Origin of the sequence: Bradyrhizobium manausense, from assembly GCF_018130615.1 — a bacterium.
GTDB lineage: Bacteria > Pseudomonadota > Alphaproteobacteria > Rhizobiales > Xanthobacteraceae > Bradyrhizobium > Bradyrhizobium manausense_A.
Map to the genome: position 1 here is coordinate 154,424 of NZ_JAFCKB010000003.1, position 19,210 is coordinate 173,633.

16 protein-coding genes are annotated in these 19,210 nt (G+C 64.7%); 8 read left to right on the forward strand and 8 right to left on the reverse strand.

The genetic code is table 11. The features are described from left to right. Positions 1-69 precede the first annotated feature (69 nt). The 4 genes from JQ587_RS07245 to JQ587_RS07260 all read left to right on the forward strand — a co-directional run bounded on the left by JQ587_RS07245 (position 70) and on the right by JQ587_RS07260 (position 5,024). Positions 70-1,668, forward strand: coding sequence for a GMC family oxidoreductase (locus JQ587_RS07245; protein WP_212297823.1), 1,599 nt, complete (start codon positions 70-72; stop codon positions 1,666-1,668). Positions 1,669-1,675: 7 nt separating this feature from the next. Beyond that, on the forward strand, positions 1,676-2,125 hold the full coding sequence (locus JQ587_RS07250; RefSeq protein WP_212424849.1) for a hypothetical protein: 450 nt from the start codon (positions 1,676-1,678) through the stop codon (positions 2,123-2,125). Between the two features lie 90 nt (positions 2,126-2,215). Continuing rightward, the gene (locus JQ587_RS07255; protein WP_212297825.1) at positions 2,216-3,235 is read left to right on the forward strand and encodes a S1C family serine protease; all 1,020 of its coding nucleotides are present in this window, start codon (positions 2,216-2,218) and stop codon (positions 3,233-3,235) included. Between the two features lie 58 nt (positions 3,236-3,293). Continuing rightward, positions 3,294-5,024 carry an FAD-dependent oxidoreductase gene (locus JQ587_RS07260; protein WP_212424850.1) on the forward strand — a complete coding sequence of 577 codons (1,731 nt, stop codon included), beginning with the start codon at positions 3,294-3,296 and terminating at the stop codon, positions 5,022-5,024. A gap of 152 nt (positions 5,025-5,176) precedes the next feature. On the opposite strand, the gene JQ587_RS07265 is transcribed toward JQ587_RS07260, so the two are convergent. Then, positions 5,177-8,653 (reverse strand): indolepyruvate ferredoxin oxidoreductase family protein, encoded by a 3,477-nt coding sequence (locus JQ587_RS07265; protein ID WP_212424851.1) that lies wholly within the window; start codon positions 8,651-8,653, stop codon positions 5,177-5,179. 162 nt (positions 8,654-8,815) lie between these two features. Here JQ587_RS07265 and JQ587_RS07270 point away from each other — a divergent pair, with 162 nt between their 5' ends. Together JQ587_RS07270 and JQ587_RS07275 are read left to right on the forward strand one after the other, a co-directional pair. Then, positions 8,816-9,769 carry a hypothetical protein gene (locus tag JQ587_RS07270; protein ID WP_212424852.1) on the forward strand — a complete coding sequence of 318 codons (954 nt, stop codon included), beginning with the start codon at positions 8,816-8,818 and terminating at the stop codon, positions 9,767-9,769. A gap of 333 nt (positions 9,770-10,102) precedes the next feature. After that, positions 10,103-10,807, forward strand: a complete 705-nt coding sequence (locus tag JQ587_RS07275) for a cysteine hydrolase family protein (protein WP_212424853.1) — start codon at positions 10,103-10,105, stop codon at positions 10,805-10,807. 272 nt (positions 10,808-11,079) lie between these two features. Here JQ587_RS07275 and JQ587_RS07280 read toward each other — a convergent pair whose 3' ends face one another. Then, entirely contained in the window at positions 11,080-12,123 is a 1,044-nt protein-coding gene (locus JQ587_RS07280; RefSeq protein WP_249154214.1) for a helix-turn-helix domain-containing protein, read from the reverse strand. Between the two features lie 228 nt (positions 12,124-12,351). Between JQ587_RS07280 and JQ587_RS07285 the strand changes: the two genes are divergently transcribed. Next, on the forward strand, positions 12,352-13,914 hold the full coding sequence (locus tag JQ587_RS07285; protein WP_249154215.1) for a hypothetical protein: 1,563 nt from the start codon (positions 12,352-12,354) through the stop codon (positions 13,912-13,914). Positions 13,915-13,918: 4 nt separating this feature from the next. Beyond that, entirely contained in the window at positions 13,919-14,473 is a 555-nt protein-coding gene (locus JQ587_RS07290; protein WP_249154216.1) for a hypothetical protein, read from the forward strand. A gap of 27 nt (positions 14,474-14,500) precedes the next feature. Here the strand turns inward: JQ587_RS07290 and JQ587_RS07295 are convergent, their stop codons facing one another. The 6 genes from JQ587_RS07295 to JQ587_RS07320 all read right to left on the reverse strand — a co-directional run bounded on the left by JQ587_RS07295 (position 14,501) and on the right by JQ587_RS07320 (position 19,210). Continuing rightward, complete coding sequence (locus JQ587_RS07295; RefSeq protein ID WP_212424854.1) at positions 14,501-15,325, reverse strand: carbohydrate ABC transporter permease; 825 nt, start codon at positions 15,323-15,325, stop codon at positions 14,501-14,503. Further along, the gene (locus tag JQ587_RS07300) at positions 15,322-16,260 is read right to left on the reverse strand and encodes a carbohydrate ABC transporter permease (RefSeq protein ID WP_212297831.1); all 939 of its coding nucleotides are present in this window, start codon (positions 16,258-16,260) and stop codon (positions 15,322-15,324) included. Before JQ587_RS07300 ends, JQ587_RS07295 begins: the two co-directional genes overlap by 4 nt. Further along, positions 16,257-17,582 carry an ABC transporter substrate-binding protein gene (locus tag JQ587_RS07305; protein WP_212297832.1) on the reverse strand — a complete coding sequence of 442 codons (1,326 nt, stop codon included), beginning with the start codon at positions 17,580-17,582 and terminating at the stop codon, positions 16,257-16,259. Before JQ587_RS07305 ends, JQ587_RS07300 begins: the two co-directional genes overlap by 4 nt. Before the next feature lie 76 nt (positions 17,583-17,658). Beyond that, positions 17,659-18,438, reverse strand: a complete 780-nt coding sequence (soxA, locus tag JQ587_RS07310; RefSeq protein ID WP_212424855.1) for a sulfur oxidation c-type cytochrome SoxA — start codon at positions 18,436-18,438, stop codon at positions 17,659-17,661. After that, positions 18,435-18,752, reverse strand: a complete 318-nt coding sequence (gene soxZ, locus JQ587_RS07315) for a thiosulfate oxidation carrier complex protein SoxZ (RefSeq protein WP_212424856.1) — start codon at positions 18,750-18,752, stop codon at positions 18,435-18,437. The genes soxA and soxZ overlap by 4 nt, the downstream gene beginning before the upstream one ends. Then, the gene (locus tag JQ587_RS07320) at positions 18,752-19,210 is read right to left on the reverse strand and encodes a SoxY-related AACIE arm protein (RefSeq protein ID WP_212424857.1); all 459 of its coding nucleotides are present in this window, start codon (positions 19,208-19,210) and stop codon (positions 18,752-18,754) included. Before JQ587_RS07320 ends, soxZ begins: the two co-directional genes overlap by 1 nt.

The following is a 19,210-nucleotide window of genomic DNA, read 5'->3' on the forward strand; positions in this document are numbered from 1 at the left end:
TTTGCGGCCTTGTGAGCCGTGATGGCCGAATCGCCCGGGAAGCGGCGAGGGCGGGAGGAAGGCGTTTCGATGAAAGACCCCGTGGACGTCCTGATCATCGGCGCCGGCGCTTCGGGCGCTGCGGTGGCATGGTCGCTGGCCGAGACCAAGATGCACATCCTCTGCCTGGAGCAGGGCGGCTGGATGAACCCGGCGGAATATCCCAGCACGGGCCGGGACTGGGAGGCCAAGTTTTACGGCGAGTGGTCGTCGAGCCCGAACGTTCGCGGCCGGCCCGAGGACTATCCGATCAACGACGACAATTCACCGATCAAGGTCGTCAACTATAATGCGGTCGGCGGCTCGACGGTGATGTACACCGCGCACTGGCCGCGGCTGCATCCGTCCGATTTCAAGGTGAAGACGCTCGACGGCGTCGCCGACGACTGGCCGATCGACTACGACGCGCTGACGCCGTTCTACGAGGAAAACGACCGGATGATGGGCACGTCCGGTCTGTCGGGCGATCCGCTGTCGCCGCTGACCCATCCGCCGATGCCGCAGCAGCCGCTCGGCCTGTCCGGCGCCATTATCGGCAAGGCCATGAACAAGCTCGGCTGGCACTGGTGGCCGTCGGACACGACGGTCGCGACGATGGACTATGAGGGCCGTGCCCGCTGCATCAATCTCGGCCATTGCACCCCGGCGTGTGCGCAAGGCGCAAAGTCCTCGACCGACATCACCTATTGGCCGCATGCGGTTCGCGCCGGCGTCGAGCTGCGCACGCATTGCCGGGTGCGAGAGATCACCGCCGACGAGAACGGCATGGCCACGGGAGTGGTCTATTTCGACAAGGATGGCGTCGAGCAGTTCCAGCCGGCGCATGTCGTCATCATCGCCTGCAACGGCGTCGGCACACCGCGACTGCTGCTCAACTCGAAATCCGATCGCTTTCCGAACGGCCTCGCCAATTCATCCGGCCTCGTCGGCAAGAACCTGATGTTCCATCCCTACGCGCAGATCTACGGTTACGTGAAGGAGCCGACCGACAGCAACCGCGCGCCGCCGACTTGCCTGTGGAGCAAGGAGTGGTACGACACTGATCTGTCGCGCGGCTTCACGCGCGGCTATGGCGTTCAATTCGTGCGCGGCGCAGGTCCCGTGTTCGAGGCCGTCGTCAGCGAGCAGAAGGGCATTTTGCCCTGGGGCGCGGATCATCACCGTGTCTTCCGCAAGCTCAACGGTCATCGGCTCGGGTTCTCGGCGATCTGCGAGGATCTGCCGGAGGAGCACAACCAGGTCACGCTCGATCCCGTGCTGAAGGACAGCCACGGCATTCCCGCACCGAAGATCGACTACACGATCTCCGAGAACAGCCGGAAGATGATGGACCATGCGCTCGCCCGCGGCCGAGAGGTCCTGGAGATGGCGGGGGCCACCGACATCTGCATCAATTCGCCGATCCCGTGGGGCGGCTGGCATCTGCTCGGCACGGCGCGGATGGGCACCGATCCCAAAAAATCCGTCGTCAACGAATGGGGCCGCACGCACGATGTCAAAAACCTCTTCATCGTCGACGGCAGCATCTTCGTCACCTCGGGCGGCGTAAACCCGACCTCCACCATCCAGGCTCTTGCGCTCTACATCGCCGACCAGATGAAGCAGCGCCTCGCCAACTTGTTCGACTGAGGCCGTCATGTCCGAAAGTCTTCAACTCACGCGCACCCAGCGCGACGACCTCCGCACCATCGCCGGGATGATCGTGCCGGCCAGCGACGAGTACAAGGTGCCCGGCGCCGACGATCCCGCGATCCAGGCCGACATGCTGACGACGCTCGGCCGCGACACCAAACTGGTGACGGCGGCGCTGGATGTTCTGGCGCGGCTGGCAGGTCAGCCGCTGGCGGAGCTCGACGCTACGAAGCGCGATGCGGTGGCGCAGGAATTTCGCAAGTATGGTGGCGCAGCCGCGGCGACGCTCGTTCGCGTCGTCTTGCAATGTTACTACCGCGACGACCGCGTCCTGACTTCGCTCGGGCTCGAGCTGCGCGCGCCATTCCCCAAGGGCCATGTACTCCCGGATGGCGATTGGTCGCTGCTCGACCCCGTCAAGGCCAGATCCGGCACGCTGCGGCGCGCCCCCTAGCCACTTGGGCAGTCCAGCCCCGCGCCCCGGGCGGTCCCTTGCGTGGCAGGGAAAAGGCTACCATCTGTGTGAGCCTCAAGGACTTTCGCCATGCTGGATTTCACTTCAGATATCGTCGATGACGTGCCGTCATCGCGGACGACGGCGTCTGACCCGGTCGATGATCGGGCCCTGCTTGACGCCTATTCCAATGCCGTGATCGATGTGACCGACCGCGTCGGCCCCGCGGTCGTGCGCGTCGAAACCGGGCCAAAGGTGCCGAGCGGCCGCGAGCGCGGCGGTCTCGGCTCCGGAATCGTAATTTCGCCGGACGGGCTCGTGCTCACCAACAGTCACGTGGTCGGCTCCGCCAAGGAGATCCGGCTGCGGGACGTGGAAGGACATGTCGGTGATGCCCGCGTGCTCGGCGTCGATCCCGATACCGATCTTGCACTGCTGCGCGCCAACGGCGTGCGCGATCTGCCCTATGCCGCGCTCGGCAACTCGAAGAGCTTGCGGCGCGGCCAGCTCGTGATCGCAATCGGCAATCCGCTCGGCTTTGAATCGACTGTCACTGCCGGTGTCGTCTCGGCGCTGGGGCGTTCGATCCGCTCGGTGAGCGGCCGCACCATCGAGGACGTGATCCAGACCGATGCTGCGCTCAACCCCGGCAATTCCGGCGGGCCGCTGGTGTCGTCGAATGCCGAGGTGATCGGCATCAACACCGCCATCATCAATGGCGCGCAGGGCATCTGCTTTGCGGTCGCCAGCAATACCGCGCAATTTGTGCTGTCGGAGATCATCCGCCACGGCTACGTCCGCCGCGCCTTTATCGGCGTTGCCGGGCAGACCGCGCCGGTCCCGCGGCGGCATGCGGTATTGGCCGGCGTCGAGAACAAGATGGGCGCGCTGCTGATGCAGATCGAGCAGGACGGCCCCGCGGCGAAGGCGGGCCTGTTGCCCGGTGACGTCGTGATCAGGCTGGACGGCGTCGAGATCAACGGCGTCGACGACCTGATCCGTGTGCTCGACCGCGACCGGATTGGCCGGCGGCTGGCCATGGACGTGCTGCGGCTCGGTCGTCTGCGGGCGATCGACATCGACCCGATCGAGCGCAAGCCGGCCCGCTAGCTGCCCGCCCGCGGGCGGGGTATGACGGTGTCATGCCTCGCCTCTGGAACCCAGCCGCATGATGCCGGCGCATGAGACCTACGACGTCGTTGTCATCGGCGCGGGTGCCGGTGGCATGACGGCCGCGGCGGTCGCCGCCGCCGAAGGCCTGCGCGTGCTGGTGATCGAAAAGACCGCGTTCGTCGGCGGCACCACGGCGTGGTCCGGCGGCATGGTCTGGATCCCCGCCAATCCCAAGATGAAGGAGGCGGGGCTCTCTGACAGCATCACGGATGCCGTCCAATATCTGTCGAGCACGGTGCCGGAGCCCGCCAACGCGGGCTTGCGCGCGGCTTTCCTTGCGCGTGGGCCAGAGGCGGTCGCCTATCTCGAAGCCAACACGGACGTGCGTCTGCAGCCGGTGAAAGCCTATCCGGACTATTACCCGGAACGATTGGGCGCAACATCAGGCGGACGCGTGCTGGAGCCGGTGGCGTTCGACGGCTCGCGGCTGGGCGGAGCTTTCGCGCGATTGCGGGCGCCGCTGCCGGAGTTCACGCTGTTCGGCGGGATGATGGTCAATCGCCTCGACATCCCGCATCTGCGCCGGATCGGGAAGTCGTTGCGCTCGACCCTGCGGGCGGTGCGGCTGGTCTCGGAGTATGCGCTGCAGCGGTTGCGCAGTCCGCGCGGTACGACGCTCCATCTCGGCAATGCGCTGGCCGCGCAACTGTACGCCTCCCTGCTGGCGCGGCAAGTCGAGATCCTGTTCAGCGCCGACGTCGATGATCTGTCGATGCAGGGCGATCGCATCAGCGGCGTGGTCATTCGCCATGGCTCACGCGACCGTTCGATTGCGGCGCGACGCGGGGTGGTGCTGGCGACCGGTGGCTTCTCGCACGATGCGAGTTTGCGCAAGCGCTTCTTCCCCGCGGCGGCCGGCTTCGTCTCGGCCACCAACACAGCAGGCATGGGCGATGGGCTTCGCCTTGCGACCGCTAGCGGCGCCGCGCTCAACACTGACGCAACGAGCCCGGCCTATTGGGTGCCGGCCTCGTTGTTCCGCCGGACCGACGGCAGCCGCGGCGTCTTCCCGCATACGGTGACCGACCGCGCCAAGCCCGGCGTGATCGCCGTGAATGCAGCGGGCCGGCGTTTCGTCAATGAGGCGCTGTCGTACCATGAGTTTGTGCTTGCCATGCTGCGCGATGGAAGTGGCGAGCCGGATCGGCCGTTCTATCTGGTGTGTGACCGTCAGTTCCTGTGGAGCTACGGCCTCGGCCGCATCAAGCCGTTTGCGCGCAACGTGCGACGCTATGTGGCCAGCGGCGAATTGATCGAGGCGCCCGATATGGCGCAGCTCGCGACGAAGATCGGCATCAAGCCGTCCGCGCTCATGGCGACGATCGCGAGCTACAATTCCGATGCGAAGGACGGCCGCGATCCTGAATTCGGTCGGGGAAGCACCATCTATCAGCGGCACCTCGGCGATATCGGCCACAAGCCCAACCCATGCGTCGCGCCGATCGTCCGCGCGCCGTTCTTTGCGATGCGGATCTATCCGGCCGATCTCGGCACCGCGATCGGCATGAAAGTCGATGCCCAGGCGCGCGTGCTGCGTGAGGACGGCTCGCCGATCGTGGGCCTCTATGCCTGCGGCAACGACATGGGCTCGATCATGAACGGGAATTATCCGGGGCCCGGAATCACGCTCGGCCCGGCGCTGACGTTCGGGTACATCGCGGGAAGGCATCTGGCGGAGGGGGCTGCGACGGCGGCGACGTCCGCGGCCGCCACGACTTCAGTCTAGCCATCCCCATCACTGTAATGTCCCGCGAAGGCGGGGAATCCAGTACACCGCGGCGGTTGTGGCGAGAGCGAGTTCTCCAACGAGCGTCCCTGGAATACTGGATCGCCCGGTCAAGCCGGGCGATGACACTGAAAGTGTGGTGGCCGCTTGCCCTACTCCGCCGCCGCTGCAAAGCGGCTGTTCTCCAGCTCCGCTTCCAGTCGCGCCTTCTCAGCGGTCGCCAGCTTGACGTTGGCTTCCTTGACGTGGCCGAAGCCGCGGATCGTTTCCGGCACCCTTGCGAGTCTTACCAGCAGAGGAATTTGCTCCGCCTTCAGTCCGACTGTCCGCTGCTCGATCATGCCGAGATAATCCGCGACCAGCTTGCGCTCGGTCCGGCGCTCCTCGGTGCGGCCGAACGGATCGAACGCGCCGCCGCGCAGGAATTTCAGCTTCGCCAGCACGCGGAAGGCATGGACCATCCAGCCGCCGAACTCCTGCTTCTGGAGATGTCCGGTGGTCTTGTCGCGCTTCGCGAAGATCGGCGGTGCCAAGTGGTACTTCAGCGTAAAATCGCCGTCGAACTTTTCGGACACCTTATTGGCAAAGCTGCCGTCGGTGTAGAGCCGGGCGACCTCGTATTCGTCCTTGTAGGACATCAGCTTGAACAGGTTCTTCGCGACGGCCTCGGTCAGCTCGGCGGACGCGGGGGAGGCGAGATTCTCGGCCTTCCGCACCTTGGCAACAGCCGCGAGATAACGATCGGCATAGGCCTTGTCCTGATAGCCGGTCAGGAACTCTGCGCGCGTCGCGATGACATCGTCGAGCGACTTGGTCGGCGCCGACGTCCGGCTCTTGAACTGCAGCACGATGCGCACGCGCGACATGTCGTGGGCGGCGAGGCGGCCCCAAGTAAAGGCGAGCTTGTTCATCTCGACCGCGGCGCCATTGATCTCGATGGCACGGAGCAGGGCCTCCAGCGACAGCGGGATCGCGCCCTTTTGGAAGGCGAAACCGAGCATGAAGGGGTTGGTCGCGATGCTGTCGCCCATCAGTGCCGCGGCGATGCCGGTGGCGTCGATGATGTCCAGGTTCTTGTCGCCGACGGCGTCGCGCAGCACGGTCTGCATCGTGCCCATTTCGAAATCGATGTCGGGGTTTTGCACGAAGCTGGCGGTCGGCTGAAGGTCGGCGTTGATATAGGCCTTGGTCACGCCGCGCTCGGCCCGGCTCAGCGCAGTCGGGCCAGCCGAGACGATCATGTCACAGCCGAGGATGACATCGGCTCCGCCGGTGGTGATGCGGACTGCCGAAATGTCTTCCGGCCGCTGCGCGATACGAACATGGCTCATCACCGCGCCGTTCTTCTGGGACAGGCCGGTGAAGTCGAGCGCCGAGCAGCCGCGGCCGTCGACATGGGCGGCCATGCCGAGCAGGGCGCCGATGGTGATGACGCCGGTGCCACCGATGCCGGTGACGAGGATGTTGTAGGGGCCGTCGAGCTCACGCGTCGGCGGTAGCGGCAGATCGGCGAACAACTGGCCAGAGTCCACTGCCGAGGTCTTCATACGCTTAAGCGAGCCGCCATGCACGGTGACAAAACTCGGGCAAAAGCCCTCGACGCAGGAAAAGTCCTTGTTGCAGTTCGACTGGTCGATCTGGCGCTTGCGGCCGAACTCGGTCTCCAGCGGTTGCACCGAGACGCAGTTGGAGGCCTGCGAGCAGTCGCCGCAGCCTTCGCAGACGAGCTCGTTGATGAAGGCGCGCTTGGCGGGATCGGGATAGAGCCCGCGCTTGCGGCGGCGTCGCTTTTCGGCAGCGCAGGTCTGATCGTAGATCACGACCGTGAGGCCCTTGATGTCGCGCAGCTCGCGCTGCACGGCATCGAGCTCGCGGCGGTGATGGATGGTCGCGCCTTGCGGGAAGTAGTTGCCCTCAGGGTATTTCGTGGGATCGTCTGAAACGATCGCGAGCCGCTTCACGCCCTCGGCCCAGACCTGGTGCGCGATCTGCGCGACGTTGAAGGCGCCTTCGGCCGGCTGGCCGCCGGTCATCGCGACGGCGTCGTTGTAGAGGATCTTGTACGTGATGTTGATGCCGGCGGCAGATGCCGCACGAAGGGCGAGAAGCCCGGAATGGGTGTAGGTGCCGTCGCCGAGATTCTGGAAAATGTGCTTCTCGGTGGTGAAGGGCGACTGGCCGATCCAGTTCACGCCTTCGGCGCCCATATGCGAGATCAGATCAGTGCGGCGCGTCGGCATGCTCAGGGCCATGCCGTGGCAACCGATGCCGGCCATGGCGCGGCTGCCTTCCGGCACGCGGGTCGAGGAATTGTGCGGGCAGCCCGAGCAGAAGAACGGCGTGCGCGCGAGGGTGATCTGCGTGCTTGTCGTGGCGGGATTGTCAAAGGCCTCGAGCCGGGCGAGGCGTTGCTCCAGCACCGGGCTGTGATGGCCGAGCTTACGCAGCCGCGCCACCAGCGCGCCCGCGACGATGGTCGGTGTCAGCTCGCCCTCGCTCGGCAGCAGCAGTGCGCCGCGCTCGTCGCGCTTGCCGGTGACGGTCGGTCGCCGGGACGCATCGATGTTGTAGAGGATGCGCATCAGCTGGTCTTCAATGAAGCCCCGCTTTTCCTCGACGACGAGGACGTCTTGAAGACCTTCGGCGAAGCGCTTGGCGCCGCTTTCCTCCAGCGGCCAGGTCAGCGCGACCTTGTAGATGCGAAGGCCGAGATCCTGCGCGTCCTTGTCGGTAATGCCGAGGTCGGCGAGCGCCTGGCGCAGATCGAGATAGGCCTTGCCGGTCGCGACGATGCCGAGCCGCGCGGGCTTGGAATCGAGCACGATGCGGTCGAACTGGTTGGCGCGGGCGAAGGCCTGCACTGCGGCCATCTTCGGACCGAACAGGCGCCGCTCTGCCTCCAGCGGCGGATCGGGCCAGCGGATGTTGAGGCCGCCGGGCGGCATCTCGAAATCATCCGGGAGCACGATCTTGATGCGTTCAGGATCGCTGTCAATCGAAGCTGAGCTCTCGACGGTCTCGCTGATTGCCTTGAAGCCGACCCAGCAGCCGGAGAAGCGCGACAGTGCAAAACCGTAGAGGCCGAGATCGAGATAATCCTGAAGCGTCGCCGGATTGATCACCGGGATCAGCGCCGCGGCGAAAACCTGCTCGCTCTGATGCGCCAGCGTCGAGGACTGGCAACCATGGTCGTCGCCGGCGAGCGCGAGCACGCCGCCATTGAGCGAGGTGCCGGCCGCGTTGGCATGCTTGAGCGCGTCGACCGAGCGGTCGACGCCGGGGCCCTTGCCGTACCAGATGCCGAACACGCCATCGACCTTGGCGCCGGGAAACAAGCCGACCTGCTGGCTGCCCCAAACTGCGGTCGCAGCTAAGTCCTCGTTCAGGCCGGGGACGAAAGCGATGTCGTGTTGCTGAAGGTGCGACTTCGCGCGCCACAGCGCATGGTCGTACATGCCGAGTGGGGAACCGCGATAACCCGAGATGAAGCCGCCGGTGTTGAGGCCTTGGAGTCGGTCACGTTCGCGCTGCAACATGGGCAAACGGACCAGGGCCTGGGTGCCGGACAGGAAGATCCGCTTCGATTCGAGCCGGTATTTGTCATCCAGCTCGACCTGCATCAGCGTCATTTCAGGAGTCCTTGTCGTCGTGCCCGGTGGGAATTTTGCGCCGCGGAAAGAGGGCGACTTGCGAAGCGGATATTGGCAGTCAAAAGCATGGAGCATCGAAGTCAATATCGCTGGCCGCATCCGTGGCGGGCCTGCTAGTCATGGCTGCCTGTGGAGGAGCCAATGACTGCAAGTGCGTTCAAGACTGAGATCACCGAGACGGCCGAAGCCCTGATCGGGCCGTGGCGCCAGCCGCGCCAGATGCTGCATGCGCAGGTTTACGACGCGCACGCCTCCATCCACGATGATGCCACCGCGCAGAAGCTCGGCTTCAAGGGCGGGACCATCGAGGGACCGACGCATTTCAGCCAGTTCGCGCCGCTGGGTGCGCGTCTGTGGGGACAGGCGTGGTTCGAGAGCGGCTGCCTCTCCGCGCATTATCGCAACGCCTGTTTCGAAGGCGAGGAGGTGCAGGCGATCCTGTCGAAGCCTTTGCCCGGAACGAGCCAGTGCCAGATCCAGATGGTGAAGCGCGACGGCACCGAGGTGCTGCGCGGCACGGCCTCCGTCGGCGATCCTCACGCTGCAACGGCGCTGGAGACCCGCCTGACCGAGCTCAAGCCGCTCGCCGATCCCGTGATCCTGCGCGATCTGAAGGTGGCACAGACGAGCAAGCGACAGACGGTGCGGATGGCGTTCGACCAGAACATGGGCGACCTCTATCCGTTCTCGCTGCGGCAGAAGCTTACGGTCATCACCGAGAACTCGCCCTACTATTCCGGCGCCGACAATCCGTGGGGAAGAGCCATCATCCCGATGGAGATGCTGAGCGTGCTGTTTCAATACCGCGCCAAGGACGATCCGCTGCCGGCGAAAGGGCCGGCCGTCGGTCTGTTCGCTGACCAGGAGATCCGACTGGTGAAGGGCCCGCTGTTCGTCGACGAGGAATACGAGGTCGAGCGCGAGGTGGTCGCGCTGTCCGGCAGCCGCCGCACCGAGAGCGCCTGGGTCAGGACGCGCGTGTTCGACAAGGCTGGCGCGATGGTTGCGACCATGCTGCTCAACATGGCGACGTTGAAGGACTCTTACGCGCCGTATGAAGAGGAGCATCGGCGGTTGTATGGGGCGGGGCCTTAGCGCCACGCTCCGTCGTCATTCCGGGGCGACGCGAAGCGTCGAGCTATGATGCGCAATTGCGCATCAGAGAATCCATTTCACCTCATATATTGCGGCCCGATGGATTCCGGGCTCGCGACTTCGTCGCGCCCCGGAATGACAGCGGGCGCCGCTCATCCTTTAAGCAAATGCACGTCGCAAAGCCGTCGCGAAGGGAATATGCAGATGTCGATCGCTGGCGTAACGTTCTGAGTACGCAGCGGTTTCCGTCGCAGCTGGTGCGCCGCCGCAATTGTACACAATGGCACGGCGCTTGCAGAGCTGATGGCAAAGAGAGTTCTCGCGAGGGGCGTCATGTTGAACTCAAGCAAGTCGAGACTGGGTGTCATCAGAGCCGAGCCCGAGCCGATCAAGCTCGACTTGTCGTCGACCGCGCTCGTCATCATCGACATGCAACGCGACTTCATGGAGCCCGGCGGCTTCGGTGAGACGCTCGGCAATGATGTCAGCCAGCTTGCGCGCGCGGTGAAACCGATCGGCGCGGTGCTAGAGGCGGCGCGTGACACCGGCATGTTGGTGATCCACACCCGCGAGGGCCATCTGCCCGATCTCTCCGACGCGCCGCCGGCGAAAGTCGAGCGCGGCGCGCCGTCCCTGCGCATCGGCGATCCCGGCCCGATGGGGCGCATTCTCATCCGTGGTGAGGCCGGTCACGATATCATCCCCGAGCTCTATCCGCTCGACAGCGAGGTTGTGATCGACAAGCCCGGCAAGGGCGCGTTCTATGCCACCGAGCTTAGCGAGGTGCTGGAAAGATACGGCATCGAGAACCTGCTCGTGTGCGGCGTCACCACAGAGGTATGCGTCAACACCACCGTGCGCGAGGCCAATGATCGCGGCTATCGCTGCATCGTCATCTCGGACGGCTGCGCGTCTTACTTCCCCGAGTTTCATGAGATGGGCCTGAAAATGATCAAGGCCCAGGGCGGCATCTTCGGCTGGGTCGCGGATTCAGTTGCCGTCCTGGAGGCAATGAGAGGCTCGGCCGCAGGGGAGTAGTATCGCAAGGCGCATTGACGGGGACGGTTGGCAAGTCGGGGTTCAAGGCGGCCTTTCAACATGGGCGACCGGAGCGCGTTCTTCGGCTTCGGCACCAAGGTCCAGCGTGCCGCACATGTTCATCGTCACCTTCGTCGGTGTCGGCTTTGGCGTTACACTCCCGCAGTGGCATTTGCCTACGCCGTGACTGCGGCCGGCCTGTTCGCGGCGAGCAAGCTCGGCGCCGGCGAGCACTATGCCGCACATCCGGAGATGCACGCCGCGCCGACGGGTCAGCCGAGCCGGCCGATCCATTCACGGAACAACTCAGGGCCGGCTTCGACCGCGGCTGCAAGATCGTGCAGACGAGTATCGCGCGCTACGCGTGGCGAGTAGCCGAAGTGTTGCCGGAAGCTTCGGCTGAAATGCGCCTGGCTCACGAAGCCGAATTCAGCGGCGATCTCCGCATTCCAGCGATCCTCGCTCGCGTCATCAAGCAGCACATGGATCGCCTCGAGCCGGCGCCCGCGGATGTAATCCGCGATGCCCGCGAGCGGTGCGAATACGCGATAGAGCACCGAGCGCGACACACCGATCTCGCGGCAGATGGTCGCCACCGATAGGTCGCTGTGACCCAGGTTCTGATCGATGAAACGACTGGCACGATGAAGGATGCCGATGTCGCGCCGGGCAAGGCCTTGCCCGCGCGGCCGCGCAGCCACACCAAAACACCCGCGCAGCAGGCCGAGTGTCGTCTGGACCGCCTCGGGCGCGCCGGTTTCGTCCATCGCCGGAAGTCTTCTCCGCAACAGCGTCATCTGATCGGCGAGCACCCGGCCGGCGGCACCGTCAAGCACCAGCCCGTGCAGGTCGAGGCCATCGGGCGCAGCGCTGACGATGGGATCGCGCTCCACGTCCAGGCTGATGGTGTCGGTCGCCGTCGCGATGCCGTCGAAGGGCCGGGTGAGATCGAGCACCAGCACCTGGCCAGGGCCGGCCGAGATCGGTTCGCCGTCGACCTCGCCGCGCCAGGCGCCGCGACGGAGCAGCAGCAGCGCGAATGAGTTGCGGCCATCGGCTTTTGCCAGCGCGGCAGAGCGGGTGAAGCGCACCGGCCCCATCCGAGTTGATGCTGCAACCAGGCCACCGAGCAGCCACGCCTCGGCATGGACCTCGAACCCATCCCGGCCGGTGCCGTCGGGGAGCGACACTTCATAGTGCGTGAGAATCGCGCGGTAGCGGTCAAGGCGCTCGGCGGCAGGCAATTCCGCGCTGTCAAAGCGCAGGTACGGAATTTTGGTCATGCCAAGCCGCTCCCTTCGGCAGTTGGTCTGCAAATTGGGACGATCAGGCAAGTTTCCGCGTCGTCGAACCGCAGTCTCCGGACATGAATATTCATATTATCGCGCGCGGGCCAGATGCATGTGTGTGCCGGGCCCACGCAATTTGCGATGACGTGAAGGTGAGCGATGAAAACGCGGGGGATGAGTCTTGCGGCGCGGCCGGCCGAGGGGCGGACCAGCGAGACGGCCGGACGAACGGGGAGGGTGGTGGCGAGGCGGCGAATGCGGCCGGCAACGATGTGTGCAGTGGCGGCTTTCGTGCTTGGCGCCTTGCTCGGCAATCCATCCGCGCGGGCGCAGTTCGTCTGCGTCGACGCCAGCAATAGCACCGGCGGCGCAGGCGCGGGGACCGCCGGAAGTACGGCATGCGGCACCGGAAGCATGGCCGGTGGCGCGTCCAGCTCGGCCTACGGCGCATCCAGCAACGCGTTCGGCAACTTCAGTCTTGCCGCCGGCGCCTTGAGCCAGGCCACCAACGAACAGACCGTCGCGGTGGGCTATGGCGCCAACGCGGCCGGCCGGTACACGTCCGCCACCGGGGCGCAGAGCGTGGCGAATGGCTATGAGAGCTCCGCCTATGGTTACGTGAGCAACGCGAGCGGCGATTTCGCCGTGGCCGTTGGTGCCAACAGCAGTGCCGCCGGCTGGATGTCCACGGCGACGGGGACGAGCTCCCGTGCCTCCGCCGACTACGCGACCGCATCCGGCGGCTGGAGCACCGCGACCGGCATGTCGAGCTCGGCCTACGGCACGAGCAGCTATGCGGCCGGCGACAGCTCGCTGGCGGTCGGTGCCTCGGCGGTTGCCAACGCAGGCAGCACGAATGGGACGGCCGTCGGCTCCAACAGCGTGGTGACCGGCGCCAACAGCACGGCCGTCGGCGCGAGCAACAGCGTCACCGGAAACAACAGCGGCGCGTTCGGCACCGGCCAGATCGTTCGAGGCAATGGAAGCTTCGCCATCGGTGATCCCAATACCCTGAACGGAAATGGCAGCTTCGTGCTGGGCGACAACAACAAGATCAACGGCACCAACCAGACCGGCTGGGGCGACAACGTCAATGCGGTCGGCTCCAACAACGCCGTGGCCGCCACGGCAAGCGCCGCCGGGTCCTCCGTGTTCGGCTCCGGCAATGCCGTCAACGCACCCAATGCCCTGGTGATGTCGAACGCTGCGACAGTGACCGGCTCGGGCGCCATCGCAATCGGCAACACCGTGTCGGTTACTGGCACCAACGCCGTCGCTGTCGGCAACAATACCAGTGCCGGTTTCGCCAACTCGGCCGCCTTCGGCAATGGTGCCACCGTGACGCGCGCCAACCAGCAGACCTTCGGCACGGCAGGCAACACCTACACCATGACCGGCATCACCTCCTCCGCAAGCAAGGCCGCGCAAAGCGGCGCAACGCAACTCGTGACGTCCGACGGCGCCGGCAATCTTGCAACCACCTCCCTCGGCGCACTCGGCATCGCCTCGGTGGGCGATCTCAGCGCCATCAACGGTCAGCTGGCCGCTATGAATCGCCGTCTCGACGATCTCAATAGCCGCACCAGCAAGGCGACCAGTGGCGTCGCGATGGCTTTTGCCATGGCGGGTGTGCCGACGCTGCTGCCGAACGAGAGTTTTGCCATCGCGATGAACTACGGGACCTTCGAGCGAGCCAATGGTCTTGCGTTCAATGCGGCACTACGCCTCAACCGCAATATGCAGTTCAACGGCGGCATCAGCTACGGGCCGGACGAGAAAGTCGCCGGGGGGCGTGTTGGCCTGCGCATGGGGTGGTGAGGACATGATTGCGTTATCCCCACGATTTGCGGTGTGCCTGTTCCTCGTCGCGGCTTGCGTACCCGCGGAAGCGGAGACGCAACCATCGCCCTCCGGCTTCGCCGATCGCTGGGCAGTTCAACCGGCCGCAACCGCGACGAGGCAGGGGCCCCAGATCTCTGTCGAGCAGGCGCTCTATCTGATCCGCTCCGCGCTCCTGACGCTGAATGACGCCAATCGCTCAGGCAATTATTCGGTGTTGCGAGACCTTGCCGCACCCGAATTCCAGGCCAGGAACAGTGCGGCCGACCTCGCACTTGTGTTCGCCGATCTGCGGGCGCGCAAGTTCGATCTGTTTGGCGCCGCGCTTCTTGCGCCGCGATTGTCGACGCCTCCGGCGATCGATCCCGGCGGAATGCTGCGGCTCAGCGGCAACATCCCGACCAGGCCTTTGCAGATCGATTTCGATCTGCTGTTCCGAAATGTCGGCGGCAGCTGGCGGCTTTACGGACTTTCGGTGGCTACCCCTGTTGCTGCGGCTCAACCTGTCGCTCCGCAGGCAGAGGCTGCGAAGCGATAGTCTTCGAAATGCTATGAGGACAGGCGATCAGCCGCCCTTGACGGCACCTGCAGTGAGCCCGGCCACGATCTGCCGCTGGGCGAACACCGTGAGCAGCAGCACCGGGAGGGTGACGATCAGCGCGGCGGCGGCCAGCGGGCCCCAGCTCAACTGATCGAACGAAATCATGTTATAGACGGCGACAGGCAGGGTGCGCGTCTCGCGTCCCGCCAGTACGATGCCGAACACAAAATTGTTCCAGGAGAAGATCACCGCGAGAATGAAGGCGACCGCAATGCCGGGCTTGGCGATCGGCAGCGCGACATGCCTGAACACCTGCCAGCGTGTGGCGCCGTCGATCAGCGCGGCTTCCTCCAGCTCAAGTGGCGTCGTCTCGAAATATCCGATCATGATCCAGATCACGATCGGCACAGTCACAACCAGATGGATGATGATCTGCGGCACTAGCGTGCCGAGCAAGCCCAGCCACTGGAACAGCAGGAACAGCGGGATCAAATAGGACAGGCCGGGCGTGATGCGGGCGATCAGGATCACGATCGCCGATTTGTGTGCGGCCATGCGTGCGATGCCGTAGCCGGCAGGGACGCCGACGATCAACGCAAGCGTCGTCGCGCCGCCGGTGACGATCAGGCTGTTGAAGAAATAGGTGACGAAGCGGTTGGAGGCGAGCACGTCCACATAGTTCTTCCAGGCGAAATGCTCGGGGATGAAGACCGGTGGGTAGGCAGCATTGTCGACCTCGAACTTGAGCGAGAGCGAGAGCATCCAGAGAAAGAACAGGATTGCGGGCGACACGATGACGAGCACCGCGAACCACAGGCTGATCTTGCCGACGATTTGCTTCGGGGTCATGCGCCCCTCGCAATCTCGGTCCACAGCATGCGCTGGCGGGCGTAGAGCATCACCGCTGCGAGCAGGACAATCAGCAGGAAGAACACGACCGCGATCGCCGAGCCGTAGCCGAGATCGTAATAAACGAAGGCGACGCTGTAGAGGTAGAGGTTAATGGTCTCCGACGCCGATCCCGGTCCGCCCTGGGTGATCGCAAAGATAACGTCAAAGCTCTTTACCGCGTCGATCATGCGGATCATGCCGGCGATGAACAGGAACGGCATGATCAGCGGCAGGGTGATGAAGCGAAACACCTGCCAGAGGCTGGCGCCGTCGATCTGTGCGCTCTCATAGGGCTCGGTCGGGATCGCGGCGAGGCCGCCGAGCACGATCAGCATGACGAGCGGCGTCCATTGCCAGGTCTCGACCAGCACCAGCGACGGAATGACCGTTGCCGGATGAAACACCCAGAGCTGCGCGGGAATCCCGACCAGCGACAACAGGTAGTTCAACACGCCAAGCTGCGGGTGGAACATCATGGTCCAGACCAGTGCGATCGCGACCGGCGTCGCCATCATCGGCATGATGAAGATGCCGCGCAGAAAACCGCGACCGGCGAATTTCTGGTGAAACACCACGGCGGCGAATGTGCCAAACACCAGCGGCAGCACCACAGACAGCACGGTGTAGACCAGCGTATGTCCGATCGCCTCGATGAAGCGGGGATCGCCGGTCAACCGCAAATAATTGGAGAATCCGACGAAGGTAGTCGGCGAGCCGACCTTCCATTCGTTCAGGCTCATCCAGATCGTGAACACCCATGGGAAAATGATGATCGCGAGCACGACGACCAGCGCCGGCACCACGAACGGCCAATAGGACGGCGGCCGCAGTTCCTTCTCCGGCGCGGCATCAGACTGTGCCGCGCGCGGAGTCGATTGTGTCAACGCACTCACGTCTTTTCGCTACGCTCCAGGATCGGTCGGAACTGGTCGTGGGCCTTCTTCAGCTCCGCCGCGGGATCAGAGCCGGCCAGGGTCGCGGTGACGGCGGCGCCGACGAGATCGCGGAATTCGGCGACCGGGATGATCACCGGCAGGCCGAGCTTGCTGATCTTGGCGGAATCAATCACCGACTGCAGCCACTCCTTGGGCATCTTCACGCCCTTCTGGACCTCAGCATCGTTCAGGATCGAGTTACGGAACGGCACGCCGCCGCCGGCCTGCAACAGCCGCGCGCCCTGCGTCTTCGAGACTGCCCACTGACAGAGCAGATAGGCCGCTTCCTTATTCTTGCTCGCGGCCGGAATGCCGAGGCCGTCACCGTAGGTGGCCGAGTATTGTCCCTTCGGCCCGGCGGGCACGACGGTGTAGCCGACCTTGCCGACGACGCGCGAGGCCGCCGGATCCTCCAGCGGCGGCGCCCAGCCCACGCCGTCGATCCACATCGCTGATTTGCCTTGCGTGAACGAAGCCATCGACTCCATCCAGTTGAAGCCGGCGACGCCGGGCGGGGCCATCTTCGTCAGCAGAGTCTGGTAGAGCTTGGTCGCTGCAACGGCTTCGGGGCCGTCGGTCAGGATGTTGCCCTTGGCGTCGAGGAATTCACCGCCATAGTCGAGGAAGAAGTTGGTCCACAAGGTCATGTTGGCGTTGCGCAGGCCGCGTCCGACGAAGCCGAAGGTGCCGTCCTTGGCATCGGTGAGCTTTTCGGCGGCGGCGACCATCTCGTCCAGCGTTTTGGGCACCGCAACGCCCTTCTTCTGGAACAGCTCCTTGTTGTAGTAGAGGATGAAATAGTCGACCGACCAGGGCAGCGACAGCATCTGGCCCTTATCGTTCTTGGCGTATTGCAGGCCGGCGGCCGAGAAATCGCTCTCGACGAGATCAGGCGCGGTCAGCGCCGGGTCCTTCATGAAGGGCGTCATGTCGGCAAGCCAGCCGGCCTTCTCGAATTGACGCTTCTGGACGTGATAGCTGAGGTGAACGACGTCGAAGCTCGGCCGCCCCGAGGTCAGCTCGATCACGCATTTCTGCCGTTGCTGCTGCTCGGGGATCTGCTCGGATTCAACCTGGATGCCGGTGAGATCGGTAAATTCCTTGATGTACTTTTGCAGGTTGTCGCCGCGCGGGCCCTTGGCGAGGATCACCTCCAGCTTGGTCCCGGCATACTTCTTCCAGTTGACCTCGGCGCGCGCCGGCAACCCCGTCAGGCTGAGCGCGCCAGCCGCGGCAGTGCCGGTCAAAAGCGTACGGCGCGAGATTTTGTGGTTAGCCACTTTAGTCCCTCCCTGTGACTCGGTTTGGGGGGGATACTAGCGACCGTTCCACGCCTGCCTAGCCCTAATTTGGGCGTTACGGTCGCACCGCGGGCGTTTCCATCGGCATTCCGCGGGCCCGCGACATCAGATAGAGCTCGAGCGCGACCAATTCGGGGGCGCCGTAATCATAGGCCTGGGCGCGGACACCGGTCATGCAACTGCGCAGCCGCCGCTCCAGCGATCCCAGCGTCTGCCATTCCAGCCGGTAAAGCGGATAGCCGGTCGGCTGCGCCTGCGTGATCGGCGAGCCCGCGAGGCGCCTGTCAAAGTTGTCGTCGTGGCAATTGGTGCAGGCCAGGTTGAGCTGACCTTCGCGCTGCGTGAAAAGGGTGCGGCCCTGGTCGATGAAGGGCTTTGCTTGCGGATCGTCGCCTGCGGCGATCGCGACGCCGCGGGACTGGTGGGCGACGAAGGCGGACAGCGCCAGGATGTCGCGGCTCTCGTAGGGCAGGGGCGTCGCCTGCTGATGATTGGTACGGCAGAGGTTGATGCGCTGGTCAAGCGTGACGGGGCGGGCCAGCGCCCTGTCGAAGGCGGGATAGCGCGCCGCGACGCCTTTCATGCTGTCCCGCGCATCGCCGTGGCAGTCCGCGCAGGCCTTGTCCGCGCTTCCGGCCTTCCTTGTCCACAGCGCTTCGCCGTCGAGCACGAACAGCATACCCGGATTGGACGTGTCGTCATCCTGCATGGCGCGCGTGTCAGGGCCCATGAAGGAATAGCCGGAGCGGCGTGCATCGGACGGGATTTCACCGGCGAGCAGGGCAGGGGTTGCGGCAAACAGCGTTGCCGCCGCTATCGCGCGCCAAAAGATCATTCGACAATGATCGATGCCGAGGCGATGGACGAATAGCCGTTGTCGCCAATCCATTCAAACTCGAACTTGCCGCTCTCTTTGGCGACTGTGAAGAACGACAAATACGGATTGGCGGCGATGGCCGGAAACAGGTCGGCGCGGAAGATCTCGGCGCCGTTGTGGCGGCAGGTGAAGCTCGTGATGATGTCGCGCGGCACCGGCGCGCCGTCCATGGTGTGGCGAAAGCCGGTTTCCATGATGTGCGAGGTCAGCGTGCGGATCTCGATGATGTCGCCGCGTTTGGCTCTGGTGGGAACGTTGACGAGGGCGGCCATCAGTTCACCTCCTCGGTGCAGGCGGCCAGCGTCACGACCACGTCGGCGGCAACCTGCCAGAAGCTGTCGTCGGAGAGGCGGGCGATCGCAACCACCTTCTGGGTGTCGGCAAGGCGGATCCGGGTCGAAACCTGAGCACGACCGGAGGAAGGGTTCAGGTAGAAATTGCCGATGTTCGGCTGCGGGTTCTTCTCGTTGAAGATGTGGATGCTCTTGACGTAGTCGTCCGCCGTCATCGGGCTTGCGACGCTCACCGTCATCGGCACCGTGTTGCCGTTCTCGACCAGCGGCGGAATCTCGAGCTTGACCTTGCCGATGCGAACTGCCGCTTCGCCGACGACGTTGCGGATCGCGGTGTTGAGCATCGTCGGCGTTGCGTCGACCGGCGGCAGCGCCACGATCGGAATGACCGTGACACTGCCGACCAGGCTTAAAAATTGACGTCGCGTCGCTGGCAT

Bases quoted from the DNA above. Each gene is read 5' to 3' on its own strand.
- JQ587_RS07250 (WP_212424849.1), top strand. From the start codon at position 1,676: ATGTCCGAAAGTCTTCAACTCACGCGCACCCAGCGCGACGACCTCCGC.
- JQ587_RS07255 (WP_212297825.1), top strand. From the start codon at position 2,216: ATGCTGGATTTCACTTCAGATATCGTCGATGACGTGCCGTCATCGCGG.
- JQ587_RS07260 (WP_212424850.1), top strand. From the start codon at position 3,294: ATGATGCCGGCGCATGAGACCTACGACGTCGTTGTCATCGGCGCGGGT.
- soxZ (WP_212424856.1), bottom strand. From the start codon at position 18,752: ATGGCCGCCCTCGTCAACGTTCCCACCAGAGCCAAACGCGGCGACATC.
- JQ587_RS07320 (WP_212424857.1), bottom strand. From the start codon at position 19,210: ATGCCAGCGACGCGACGTCAATTTTTAAGCCTGGTCGGCAGTGTCACG.
- JQ587_RS07265 (WP_212424851.1), bottom strand. From the start codon at position 8,653: ATGACGCTGATGCAGGTCGAGCTGGATGACAAATACCGGCTCGAATCG.
- JQ587_RS07285 (WP_249154215.1), top strand. From the start codon at position 12,352: ATGCGGCCGGCAACGATGTGTGCAGTGGCGGCTTTCGTGCTTGGCGCC.
- JQ587_RS07290 (WP_249154216.1), top strand. From the start codon at position 13,919: ATGATTGCGTTATCCCCACGATTTGCGGTGTGCCTGTTCCTCGTCGCG.
- JQ587_RS07245 (WP_212297823.1), top strand. From the start codon at position 70: ATGAAAGACCCCGTGGACGTCCTGATCATCGGCGCCGGCGCTTCGGGC.
- JQ587_RS07275 (WP_212424853.1), top strand. From the start codon at position 10,103: ATGTTGAACTCAAGCAAGTCGAGACTGGGTGTCATCAGAGCCGAGCCC.
- JQ587_RS07270 (WP_212424852.1), top strand. From the start codon at position 8,816: ATGACTGCAAGTGCGTTCAAGACTGAGATCACCGAGACGGCCGAAGCC.
- JQ587_RS07295 (WP_212424854.1), bottom strand. From the start codon at position 15,325: ATGACCCCGAAGCAAATCGTCGGCAAGATCAGCCTGTGGTTCGCGGTG.
- soxA (WP_212424855.1), bottom strand. From the start codon at position 18,438: ATGATCTTTTGGCGCGCGATAGCGGCGGCAACGCTGTTTGCCGCAACC.